The sequence below is a fragment of the Wenyingzhuangia sp. genome (assembly GCF_039768515.1).
In the GTDB taxonomy this organism is placed as follows: Bacteria; Bacteroidota; Bacteroidia; order Flavobacteriales; family Flavobacteriaceae; genus Wenyingzhuangia.
In genome coordinates this window covers 20,627-32,923 of the sequence record NZ_JBDNAI010000038.1, presented here as the reverse complement: position 1 = coordinate 32,923, position 12,297 = coordinate 20,627, and the positions used below count along the sequence as shown (strand labels likewise).

11 protein-coding genes are annotated in these 12,297 nt (G+C 34.1%); 7 read left to right on the top strand and 4 right to left on the bottom strand.

What is annotated here, in order from left to right; all coding sequences use genetic code 11:
• The first annotated feature begins 194 nt into the window (after window positions 1-194).
• The 4 genes from ABF281_RS02495 (at window position 195) to ABF281_RS02480 (ending at window position 3,995) form a co-directional block, all read left to right on the top strand.
• Window positions 195-1,193: an aldo/keto reductase gene (locus ABF281_RS02495; RefSeq protein WP_347180119.1), complete on the top strand. Its 999-nt coding sequence runs from the start codon at window positions 195-197 to the stop codon at window positions 1,191-1,193.
• A gap of 107 nt (window positions 1,194-1,300) precedes the next feature.
• Window positions 1,301-1,930, top strand: coding sequence for a class I SAM-dependent methyltransferase (locus ABF281_RS02490; protein WP_347180118.1), 630 nt, complete (start codon window positions 1,301-1,303; stop codon window positions 1,928-1,930).
• Window positions 1,931-2,109: 179 nt separating this feature from the next.
• Window positions 2,110-3,015, top strand: coding sequence for a sugar phosphate isomerase/epimerase family protein (locus ABF281_RS02485; RefSeq protein WP_347180117.1), 906 nt, complete (start codon window positions 2,110-2,112; stop codon window positions 3,013-3,015).
• An 89-nt stretch (window positions 3,016-3,104) separates the two neighbouring features.
• Window positions 3,105-3,995 carry a hypothetical protein gene (locus ABF281_RS02480; protein WP_347180116.1) on the top strand — a complete coding sequence of 297 codons (891 nt, stop codon included), beginning with the start codon at window positions 3,105-3,107 and terminating at the stop codon, window positions 3,993-3,995.
• A gap of 85 nt (window positions 3,996-4,080) precedes the next feature.
• On the opposite strand, the gene ABF281_RS02475 is transcribed toward ABF281_RS02480, so the two are convergent.
• Window positions 4,081-4,971, bottom strand: a complete 891-nt coding sequence (locus tag ABF281_RS02475; protein ID WP_347180120.1) for an NAD(P)-dependent oxidoreductase — start codon at window positions 4,969-4,971, stop codon at window positions 4,081-4,083.
• A 253-nt stretch (window positions 4,972-5,224) separates the two neighbouring features.
• On the opposite strand from ABF281_RS02475, the gene ABF281_RS02470 reads away from it, so the two are divergent.
• Window positions 5,225-5,920 carry a DUF2490 domain-containing protein gene (locus ABF281_RS02470; protein WP_347180115.1) on the top strand — a complete coding sequence of 232 codons (696 nt, stop codon included), beginning with the start codon at window positions 5,225-5,227 and terminating at the stop codon, window positions 5,918-5,920.
• 147 nt (window positions 5,921-6,067) lie between these two features.
• Window positions 6,068-7,186: a DEAD/DEAH box helicase gene (locus tag ABF281_RS02465; RefSeq protein ID WP_347180114.1), complete on the top strand. Its 1,119-nt coding sequence runs from the start codon at window positions 6,068-6,070 to the stop codon at window positions 7,184-7,186.
• Between the two features lie 37 nt (window positions 7,187-7,223).
• Here ABF281_RS02465 and ABF281_RS02460 read toward each other — a convergent pair whose 3' ends face one another.
• The 3 genes from ABF281_RS02460 to ABF281_RS02450 form a co-directional block, all read right to left on the bottom strand.
• Complete coding sequence (locus ABF281_RS02460; protein ID WP_347180113.1) at window positions 7,224-7,820, bottom strand: 3'-5' exonuclease; 597 nt, start codon at window positions 7,818-7,820, stop codon at window positions 7,224-7,226.
• Between the two features lie 96 nt (window positions 7,821-7,916).
• Window positions 7,917-9,830: a DUF294 nucleotidyltransferase-like domain-containing protein gene (locus ABF281_RS02455; protein ID WP_347180112.1), complete on the bottom strand. Its 1,914-nt coding sequence runs from the start codon at window positions 9,828-9,830 to the stop codon at window positions 7,917-7,919.
• Complete coding sequence (locus ABF281_RS02450; protein ID WP_347180111.1) at window positions 9,827-10,369, bottom strand: NUDIX domain-containing protein; 543 nt, start codon at window positions 10,367-10,369, stop codon at window positions 9,827-9,829. The genes ABF281_RS02455 and ABF281_RS02450 overlap by 4 nt, the downstream gene beginning before the upstream one ends.
• 244 nt (window positions 10,370-10,613) lie before the next feature.
• Between ABF281_RS02450 and menD the strand changes: the two genes are divergently transcribed.
• A complete protein-coding gene (gene menD / locus ABF281_RS02445; RefSeq protein WP_347180110.1) occupies window positions 10,614-12,296 on the top strand; it encodes a 2-succinyl-5-enolpyruvyl-6-hydroxy-3-cyclohexene-1-carboxylic-acid synthase in 1,683 nt (560 codons plus the stop codon).
• The last annotated feature ends 1 nt before the right edge of the window (window position 12,297 follow it).

Genomic DNA, 12,297 nt, shown 5'->3' with positions numbered 1-12,297 from the left:
TATTTATAAAATAAAAACAAAGTAAGAAATGAGGTGATAGCTCACCATATTGTCGCGTCGGATAGCAAAATGTTGGTTTCTAGTAGTTGGAATAGTTTCATTTAGAATTTCATTTAAAAGTTTACTTTTGTTATTTGTGGTTAGTTTTGTGATAGGCAAACGATTCACTGTTCAACTGTAAAATTTAATTGAGAATGAATGAGTTAAACAAAAGGTTATTAGGAAAAACAGGTTTTAAGATTTCTGAAATTGGATTAGGTACTTGGCAGGTTGGGGGCAAATGGGGTCGTGTTTTTGATCATAAGAATGCGGATGAAATTCTAAATAAGGCAGTAGACAGTGGTGTTAATTTTATTGATACCGCCGATGTATATAATGATGGAGAAAGCGAAAAAGCAATAGGTCGTTTGGTCCGTTCTCGAAGTGAAAGAATTTATGTTGCCACAAAATGTGGAAGAAAATTATCTCCTCATACCGACTCAGCTTATCAAATAAAAGAATTAAGAAAATTTGTAGAAGATAGTTTGAAAAACATGGGTTTGGAGACTATAGATCTTATTCAGCTACACTGTCCTCCCACAGAAACCTACTACCGACCTGAGATTTTTGAATTGTTTAGTACTTTGAAAAAAGAAGGGAAAATTTTAAACTTAGGAGTTAGTGTAGAGAAGATTGATGAAGCGTTAAAAGCGATTGAATATGACAATGTAACTTCCGTACAGATTATTTTCAATATGCTAAGGCAACGCCCTGCTGAATACTTTCTTTCCGAAGCAGCAAAAAAGGATGTTGGAATAATATCAAGAGTGCCTCTGGCTAGTGGCTTGTTGACAGGAAAATTTTCACATTCTACTCAATTTGAAGAAGATGACCACCGTACATTCAACAGAAACGGAGAAATGTTTGATAAAGGTGAGACTTTCTCAGGAGTAGACTATGCAAATGGATTGCTGGCAGTAGAAGAAATCAAAAATCAATTCCCGCCAAACTCAAATTTAGCCGCAAAAGCTTTGAAGTGGATCTTGATGTTCAAAGAAGTTAGTTGTGTAATTCCTGGTGCGTCAAGTCCTACACAGGCATTGGCAAATATTGAAGCAGCGCAACAAACCAATTTATCTTTAGCACAAAGGAATGCTATCAAGAGTATCTATGAGAAGTATGTTTGGCCAGATATAGCTAAAGAAAAATGGTAAGTCAGACAAAAAGATATATTCTGTCTTACAAACGAACATGATGCATAACGAAAATCTCTGGTTGTTGTTGAGATAAATTTTAAGGATCATACAAAAGAAGAAAAAATATGAATAAAGGGTTTGAAATGTGGGACAACAGATATGCAAAGGATACGTATGCTTATGGTACGAAACCTAATTTGTTCTTCAAAGCTACCATAGCTGAATATCAGTTGAACGGAAAGATGTTATTACCAGCTGAAGGAGAAGGAAGAAATGCTGTCCATGCTGCAAAAGAAGGTTTTGAAGTCACGGCATTTGACATCAGTAGTCAAGGAAAGAAAAAGGCATTGAAACTTGCGGAAAAAGAAAAGGTAATGATCAATTATGAAATCGGTAATTTATTTGACCTCAAGCTTGTCGATCAAAAATATGATGTTGCTGCTTTAATTTTTGCTCATTTCCCCTCAGACGTAGTATCCATATATCACCACAAAATTGCGGATTTGATAATAGATGGGGGGATAATTATTCTAGAAGGCTTTAGTAAAAATCATTTAGAAATGAGAAACATAAACCCAAAAGTAGGGGGTCCTAATAAGAGTGAAATGCTTTTTTCAGTGGAATCTATCAAGAAAGACTTTACAAATTTTGAAATCATTAAACTTGAAGAAGTTGAAGTCGATTTGAATGAAGGAGAATTTCATAATGGTTCAGGTAAAGTTATACGATTCATAGGAAGGAAAATATCTAATTAGGAAGTCGTTGACTTTACCTTCTGTTTAGAATGCAAAGGATATAATGAAGAGCACGATAAAGACTACTTGTTTTTACCATTTGAGTTTTATTTACTAAATTTAAAGACTTAACAAATGGACTACTCAAGTTTACTGCAATTGACTAGAGGATTAAATAAATTTAAAAAATGGACAAAAAGATGGATAAGAAAAGAAGACTTTTGCTACAGGGTTTAGCGGTAACCCCTATTTTATTGGGTGCACATAGCCTTTTTGCAAGTCCATTAAAAAATCCTTCACAACCTTCCAGGTTGCAGTTCAGTGTTAATGCATTTACCTTCAATAGTTTGTTGAAAAGTGGAGAGATGACATTTTTTGACATGATGGATTTTGCTTCTTCAATTGGTTTAAATGCTGTTGATTTAACAGGTTATTATTTTGATAATTATCCTCAAATTCCTGAAGATAAAACTTTGTTTGAGTTAAAGAAGAAAGCATTACAATTAGGTTTGAATATCTCATGGACAGGAGTAAGAAATAATTTTGTAAGTCCAGATCAACCTGCAAGGGCAGCGGATGTTGATATGATAAAAAACTGGTTACAAGTATCTTCTAAATTAGGGGCATCAATTATGCGTGTTTTTGCAGGGAAGGGAAGATATACAGGACATTCAAAGGAAGAAGTTAAAAAATGGATGGTATCTGATTTTAAAACTTGTGTGAAATATGCCGAAGAGACAGGAGTTGTTCTAGGTATGCAACATCACAATGATTTTTTATACAAAGCCGATGAGGTAATCGAAATTCTAGAAAGCGTAGATTCAGAATGGTTTGGACTCATACTGGATATTGGAAGTTTGAGAAGTGGTGATCCATACAAGGAAATTGAAAAACTTGCACCTTACTCTAACTACTGGTTCATCAAAGAGTTGGTTTATGTAGATGGAGTTGCAGAGCCAGTTAACATGAAAAAGATTGCTAGAATATTGAAAGATGTAAATTATAAAGGTTATGTTTCCTTTGAAAGTCTAACTGATGGAGATCCTAAACAAATTGTAAGTTCTATGTTTAATGATTTTAGGACAGAGTACGACAAGTTATCATGATAGGTTGATTTGATAGAGTTACTCAATTAGGCTTACATGTAGATTAGCTATAATATAACGACGAGTAAAATCGTTTAAAAAAAGGTGAAATGGGCGTATTTGATAAGCTTTACAAAATTTTTCTGTCGGAATCCACAAAAAAGAAAATTGAGAAAATAACACTTTATGTAGCGTTATTGGGTTTCGTGATTCATTTAGGGATTACTTATTTGTCAAAATTTGGAGTCACTAGTTTTCTTCAAGAATCTGAATTGTTTAAAAATCCAATATCAGCAGTTTATACTCCTTTCTCTTTTATACTGATTTATGAGGTGTATTTGTTGATTTATTATTTGCCAAAATCATTTACCACATACATCACTAAGCAATACGAAATCATTGCATTGATCATTATTCGAAAATTATTTAAGGATTTATCAGTGTTAGAATTAACTTCTGATTGGTTTGAGGTCAAGGGGGATTTACAGTTTACGTATGATATTTTAGCGTCAATCATACTCTTTTATTTGATTTATCAGTTTCAAAAGCAGGGAATGCTCAAATTGCAGTTGAAAGATCGTGACAGGCTGATTATCGAAAGATTCATTTTACGAAAAAAGATTATTGCCTTGGTCCTCGTTCCTTTGTTTTTCGTCATGGCACTAATTACCCTATTCAATTGGATTGCGGGAATTTCGTTAAGTTCAAATAATCTACCTAGTTTTCAAACCATCAATGATCTGTTTTTTGATGAATTTTTTACAGTTTTAATTTTAGTGGATGTAGTCCTCCTTTTGATTTCATTTTTTTACACAGATCAATTTCATAAAATCATTAGAAACTCAGGATTTGTAGTGTCAACAATCTTAATAAGGATGTCTTTTGGGGTGACAGGATTAATAAGCACGGTATTAATTATAACAGCGGTGCTTTTTGGACTGGCAATCATCTTAATTCACAACAAATATGAAAGGGGTCTCGAATCTAGGGGGCTAAAGTAGTAACCCTTATTTTTATAATTTTAAAACATAAAAAAAGGTTCGAATAGAATCGAACCTTTTAAAATATATACTATTAAGTAGCTTTTTATTTTTTTAACTTTACAAAGTAGTCAAAGATTTCTGGAACATTACCACTACCCATTCCAGCATCAAATGCTGTTTGTAGGTTGGTAGATGTAGATTCGGCGATCTTAGAAACGGTTCCTAAATCATTCATCATTTGAACAAAATAACCTAAGTCTTTGTTTGCATTAGCAATAGAAAAACCTAAATCACTTACGTTGTCTACCGCATAATTTTTACAAAACTTCATGAACGGAGAATTTGAAGGCCCCGAAGACATAATGTCAAAAAGTTGTTGCTTGTCTACACCAGCAAGCTCTGCAGCTGCAAAAGCCTGAGACATCGCAACGACTGTAGTCATTCCCATGAAGTTGTTGATCAATTTAGTTGTATGACCAGCACCTAAAGCCCCAAGATAAAATACATTCTCTCCTTGTTCATCTAAAACGGGTTTAACTTTGTTAAAAGTTTCTTTATCTCCTGCAGCCATGATATTCAACAATCCATCTTTGGCGTGAGCAGGTGTTCTACCTAGGGGAGCATCAATCATACCAGCTCCTTTACTAGCAAGATCTTTTCCTATTTTTTGTGTAGATGCAGGAATAGAAGTACCAAAATCAATTAAAACAGACCCTTCTTTGATACCAGCTAAGATACCATCCTCACCATATACGATTTTTTCTACTACTGCAGAAGTTGTAAGGCAGAACATAATGATATCACTATTTTCGGCTAATTCTTTTGGTGATGACGCTTCAGTTGCGTTTCCACGAGCGATAACAGTTTCTACCGCGTCTTTGTTAAGATCCATCACTGTAAGTTCAAATCCTCTGTTTTGTAGATTTTCGACCATATTAGCGCCCATAAGGCCAAGTCCAATAAATCCGATTTTTGGTTTTTCCATGTTGTTTATTCTAAATTTAATAGTGCAAATATAAGAATAATATAGAATTAAATCACTATTCGATAAGGCTTATCAGTATAGTTAAATATGATTTATTTATTTCATTTTTAAATTGTTACGAAACTTGAGAGTTATAATACTCTTGATTATTGTGAGTGGTAAGAATATCATAATCAAACATCTCTTTTAGTTCTTAATTCGAAATTAGTATTTTTGTTTTCGAAACAAATAATACATGACAACGCGATATCAAGATCAAAAGATGAAAAAAAGTATAATCTTACAACTGATGTTTTTTTTATTGATTCCTAAACTAGCACTTGCTCAGGTTGAGGAAGACAAATTAGGGGCATGGTATATGTATTTTTTCAACACAACGTTTAAAGAAAGTCCTTGGGGAATCCAAGGTGATATTCAATACCGTAATTGGAATCTTGGAGGAGATCTTGAGCAGTTGTTACTTCGCGGAGGAATTACATATAGCCCTAGTAAAACATTCCTTAAGTTAACTCTTGGATATGGAAATATCACCACTGGGGTATATGGTTCAAGTCAAGTAACCAAATTAGAAAATAGAATTTATCAGGAAGCACTTTTTCCTGTTCAATTGGGTAAACGAATTTATACCCAACATAGATTTCGCTATGAACAAAGGTTTGTAGAAAATCAGGATTTTAGGACGCGTTACAGGTACAATATCTTTTTGAATGTGCCGATTAATAAAGCTGTGTTTGAGAGTAGAACCCTTTATTTTGCCTCATATAATGAGATTTTTATCAATGGGCAAAGAAATACTGGTCAAGGCAATCGTGTTGCGTTATATGACAGAAATAGATTTTATCTTGGGATTGGGTATATGATAAAAAAAGGATTAAAAGTCCAACTAGGTGTATTGAACCAGTCTACTGATGTTTGGCAAAAAAAACAGCTTCAATTTAGTTTACATCATAAAATTTGACGAGTAATATCTTTTAAAGTTGCCGCTTTTGTTGTTTTCGTATGTGTCAAAACCCAAAATGAGAACTTATGAAAAGTTAGTATTTCGATGTTCCTTACTTTTCTTTTTTATAATGCTACCTTTGCCTTTTAATAAAACCCAAATATTTTGAAAAACTTTAAAGAGTTAGGAGTGTCAGATGATTTCATAAAATCTATGAAAGAGATAGGAGTAAAGATTCCTACTGAAATTCAATATAGAACCATACCTAAATTGTTACAAGATCAAATAGATTATATCGGTAAGGCCCAGACAGGAACAGGGAAAACCATTGCTTTTGGATTGCCATTGTTACAGAAAATAAATCCTGATAAAAATGAAATTCAAGCTTTACTACTAGCGCCGACAAGAGAGCTTGCTCAACAAATAAAAAAGCAATTATTTAAGTTGACCAAATACCACACAAAGAAAATATTTTGTGAGGCGGTTTATGGTGGAGAAAAGATAGATAGACAAATAGAAAGGTTAGAAAGAACTACACATGTTGTTGTTGCTACTCCTGGGCGTTTGTGTGATTTGTTGGATCGGGCTGCTATTGATATTAGTAAGATCAAAATGTTGGTTCTAGATGAAGCAGATGAGATGCTTAGTATGGGGTTTTTACCAGACTTAAACAGGATACTTAAATATTCTACATCACATAAAAATACTTGGTTGTTTTCTGCAACATTTCCAAATGCGTTAAATAGTTTAGTGAAAACGTATATGAACCAGCCGGTTCGAGTAGAAGTAGAAGCAAATCAATTGATTAACGAAGATATTTCTCATAAATTTATCAGTACTACTTTGGGTCAGAAACTTGATGTCTTGGTCGGTTTTGTTGAAAGTAGAGGTCTGGAAAAAGGTATTGTTTTTTGTAAAACGAAATTAGGGGCACAAAAATTAAAAGAAGAATTGGCTGAAGAAGGGTTTTCTGTGGCTGCTTTGGAAGGAGATATGGGTCAGCGTGATAGAGAAAAGTCGTTGCGTTCTTTTAAAAACGGTGCAAGTCAACTGTTAATCTGTACAGATGTTGCTGCAAGAGGAATAGATGTCCCTAATGTAAATTATGTGATTCATTATCAGCTTCCTGAAAATACGGAATATTTTGTTCATAGAAGCGGTAGAACTGCTAGAGGAGGAAATAAAGGGTTGTCTTTGGCTATTGTGTTGTCTAAAGAATTGGAGCAGTTACAAGCATTACAAAAAGAGTTTAACATCTATTTTGGTAAATATACTCTAGCTTAAGTTATGAATTCAAAAATGGTCTCATCATCTCAGATGCTTAGTAGATCATTTTTGGAACGTAAAACAAATCCTTTAGGGTCAAAAGGTTGTTTTTGTTCAGTCTTCCTAGTATTTTAAAAAAAATAATAGCAGTGATATAGGCATCTCCAGAAGCGGTATGTCTGTCTTTTTTTTGAACTTTCAATTCATCACAAATGTCATCCAAGGTAAAAACTTTTTTGAAAGCCTCTGAATACAATTGATGTTTGGTTTTTTTATACAGGGTACCAGTGTCCAAAACTTTGTTTTTTAATTTGGGCAGCCCCATTCTTTTTAGTGCAAAATTGACACAGTTGACATCGAAGCCGATATGATGCCCTACCAAAATCGCTCCTTCTATGTAGCTAAGAAATTCTTTAATAGCCTCTTCCTCACTAATTTTTTTTAAATTACCATTTTTCAATAGTCCGTGAATAGGAACAGTGTCTCTGCTAAAAACCTCTTGTTTGACATAGCATTCAAAATTGTTTTTGATGTTGATGGTGTTTCCCTTAATCGTAAGAGCCCCCATGGATAAAATCCTATCTTCTTTAGGATTTAATCCTGAAGTTTCACAGTCAAAAACAACAAATTTAGAATCTGCAATCTCATTCATTTGAATGTTTTTAAGAGAGTCCTCATAATTTTTCCAAAAGGGGGGAAGCCTTTTTTTTCGAAATATTTTTTTGATGAAATGTTCCATAAATTGTGATTATAAAATAGGTTGAAAACGTAGAGTTATCACTTCTTGTATACTTTTAATGGGTTTAAAACAACGCCTTAATTTCACCTTTTCAGATTTAGAGAGATGTTCTAATTTGATAAATTTACCATCATCTTCTCCCAGAGTCATCAATCCATTTTTGGTCTTATACTTTAGTAATGCTTTAAAAGCATATGCACAAGCTTCGTAAATTTCGGCATTCTGTGGCTCTAACTCTCGGAGTTTATAATATCGTTCCGCGGTGTTGTTTATTCCTTGTAAGTCGTGTTGCAAGGTTAAAATTCTTGCGGCATCAATCAAAGGCATTAGTGCTCTTTGCTTGATATTGAATTGGTCTTTATGAACACCGTCTTGGTCTACTAAAAATTGTCTAAAAAAACCGAGTGGACTAGGACTTTTCAAGGCATCTTTAGACATAAACATAAAAAATCTAGGGTTGTTTTTGGTGTTCTCGTGTACAATAGTGCTCATGTCTTTGACCAATTGTCGATCTCCAAAAACATAATTAAAGTCAAAAAAGATAGCGCTAAGCAAAATGTTCTTTTCGTTCGGGTTAAAAATCCAATCTTTAAATTGACTTTCCCATTCCCTTTTTGACAAGCACCATGTTGGATTGCTAGCCATCATTTCTGCAGGGCAGTATTCATATCCTATTGCATGGAGATTTTTGTTAATGATTTTTGCAAATCCTGTAAAAAAAGATCGAGTTTCTTCGAGCCTGTCGTCAGGAACATCTTCAAAGATCATTCCATTGTCTTGGTCTGTAGGAACCAATTGTTCTTTTCTCGCTTGGCTACCCATGGAAAAAAAAGAAAACTTTACAGGGGGTGTTCTACCTAGTTCTTTAAGGGAGATTTCTACCGTTTTTTCGGTAATAGTCTCGTTGAGTTCTGCGACAACAGTTAGGGTGTGTGTGAATGAAAAGTGTTGATTGATATATCTTTGTAAGAGTTGATTTAATTGTTGTCTTAATTCTCTCAGCCTAGAAATTGTTCTTGCTCGGTTGATCTGTTTCATCAGCACTGCAGGATTGTTGCTCAGAGAGGCTACAATGTCTTGTTGGGTTAGTATTCCAGATAATGTGCTTTGTGGAGTTCCATCTTTGGTGACACATACATTTCCAATTTTATTTTTTAACATGATGATTTGTCCCTCTGCAATAGATACATTTGGAGAAGCACAAACGACAGGAGAAGACATGATTTCTTTTACATTTTGGTCTATGCCAAATGTGCCTGTGGCCACTTTGTGCAATAAATCTTTATTGGTGATGATTCCTATGGGTCTCTCTTTGTTAATTACAAATATAGAGCTGATCTTGTTCTCGCTCATTATAGTTGCAGCTTGCTTTATTGTAGCTTCTTGGTCACAGTGAATAGCAGAATTCATCAAAAGACTAATTTTAGAACTAAAGTAGTCTGTTTGGGTTGTTCTTTTGTAGTCTGCAAATATTTTTTCGTTGTCTGCTTGAGAAAACTTTGCAACAGAGTTACTTGCAAAACGGGTGATTAGATATTTGCTTACTTTATTGTTGTTTTCAAATTTGTCATTGAAGATCTTAATGGGAATTGCATACACAATGGTTTCTTCATAGGCTTTTGCATTTAAAGTGTAATTCTCTTGGACAATCAATGGTCTCAAACCCAAGACATCTCCTTCATCACACATTTCTACTTCAATGCTATTTTCCCCATCATGTCTATACACTCTTATGGCTCCTTGGTTTACCATATAAAAATGTTCTTTAGGAGGTTTGCCTTGATTATATAGTGACTCGTCTTTGTCGAGATAAACGACGCTAATCTCTTCTGCTAGCTGATACAAATCATGATGTGGTAGATGATCAAAAGGAGGAAACAACTTAATAAAATCAGTAATTCTTTCTGCAATCGTATTTTTCATGATTTGTTTTCTTTGAGGTATTTTAAAATATGTTTGTAATATTCGGGAGTATGAGGAACGAATACATCGGGGTTGGTGTAGTTGTTTTGTAATTCTTTTGTAGAAATTAGCCTCAATGCTTCCACTTCTTCTTTTTGAGGGGTTAATTTTGAAAGATCTATATGGAGCTTAACCAAGTAAATATGATGAATTTCATGATCGACGATATTGTTAGCATGGTAGTGTTTTTCCTCAAATGGTGGAATAGATTTTAGTTGTTCTTGATTGATACTTAAATCTATTTCTTCTTTAACTTCTCTCAAAGCAGCTAATATAGGAGATTCTCCAGAACTGATGTGTCCAGCGACTGATACATCCCACAAGTTGGGGTAAATTTCTTTTGATTCTGATCTTTTTTGAATGAGAATCTGGAGGTCTTTTGTGTGTAGCCAAATATGAACAGTACCATGTAATATTCCATGTTGGTGGGCTTCGCTTTTTAGACAAGTCTTTCCTGTTGGCATCCCTTTTGTATTAACAACATCAATGCGTTCGTCCATAATAAAAAACTTAATTAGGTAAAGATACTACCTTTTAGATTAGGATTGATTATTCTTGTTTTGGAATGATTTCTTTAATATTTTATCCAGTAACAAAAGGGTAGGTAAGAAAGAATTTATCTGGCTTGTGCTAAAGAAAACCCTCTTGAATAGACATCTTTTAAATAGATAAAGAAACCTTATTCTGTTAAGATACTACCTTTATTATTTGTAATTTTGTGCTCTTATTTAGAGAAATATTTGAATGAAGTATCCTGAAAATGAATTGGCTCAAATAGTGATTGCTTCCTGTGTTGCCAATCATGTAAGCGATGTGGTTATATCTCCAGGTTCACGTAATGCTCCTTTGACCATTGGTTTTAATCAAGTTTCAGAAGTGAATACCTATAGCATTGTCGATGAACGCTGTGCCGCTTTTGTTGCGTTAGGGATGGCTCAAAAAACACAAAAAGCAACAGCGATGGTCTGTACTTCAGGTTCTGCATTGCTAAATTATTATCCAGCAGTTGCAGAAGCTTTTTATGCAGATATTCCATTGGTCGTTATTTCCGCCGATAGACCCAAACATATGATTGATATTGGAGATGGTCAGACCATTCGCCAAGAAGGAGTATTCAAAAATCATATTTTGTTCGAGGCTAATTTGAGAGCTATAAAAATTGATGAGGATAAAGTATATAACAAACACTTGTTATTTAACGCTTTAGAGATCGCAAATAAGCAGAAAGGACCTGTGCATATCAATGTGCCTTTTGACGAACCTTTGTATAAAATGATAGATGATTTATTGGTCTATCCTAAGGTAGATCGCATAGAGCCTCAAGCTTTATCCGAACAGCCTTTGTCACAAAAGCAAATAGAACCTATTGCAGAATTGTGGAATACTTCAAAGAAAAAAATAGTTTTGTTAGGAGTGTATCAACCCAGTGAGTTGTTGCAGACACAGCTCAATCATTTGCTTAAAGATCCCTCTGTATTGGTTTTGACAGAATCGACTTCAAACATAAACCATCACCATACCATCAATAGTATTGATCAATTTTTAGCAGGACTATCTGAGGAAGAAAAGTTGTTTTTTCAGCCAGATATTTTATTGACTATAGGTGGGTTAATAGTGTCAAAGAGAATCAAACAGTATTTAAGAGCCTATAAACCAAAGTACCATTTTGCTATTCATCCAAAGGTTGGATATGACACCTTTAATTGTCTGAGTCAACATATTCGTGTTTCTCCTGAATTTTTCTTTAGTCAGTTCTTTTGGTTGATAAAACCAGTTGAGAACGACTATCAACTTCAAGGATTGGCATTGAAGGAAAAAAGAAAAGCAGCGCACCAGCAGTATGTAGAAAATGTTCAGTATTCAGATTTTAAAGTATTTGATTTGCTTAACAATTCTTTGCCTTCGAATACAGTGCTGCAGTTGAGTAACAGCGCAACCATTCGTTATGCCCAGTTGTTTGATATTCATCCAACCCTTTCAGTTTTTTGCAATAGAGGGACTAGCGGAATTGATGGGAGTACTTCTACAGCGATTGGATACGCTATGAAAACAGAGCAACAAGTTGTATTGATTACAGGGGATTTGAGTTTTTTGTATGATAGCAATGCATTGTGGAACAAATCTATCCCATCTAATTTTAGAATTATCTTAGTAAATAATAACGGAGGAGGAATTTTTAAAATACTACCAGGTCCAAAACAAACATCATCCTTGTCTTATTTTGAAACTCCCCATGGTTTAAACGCTGAGCATTTGGCAAAGATGTATGGGTTTACCTATCAAAAAGCAACAAATATTAGGCGTACTGAAAAAAGATTGAAGACTTTTTACAAAGAAAGTAAGCAGCCAAAAATATTAGAGGTTTTTACACCTAGTGATCATAATGATGAGGTGTTAAATACTTATTTTGAACAATTAAAAGTATAGA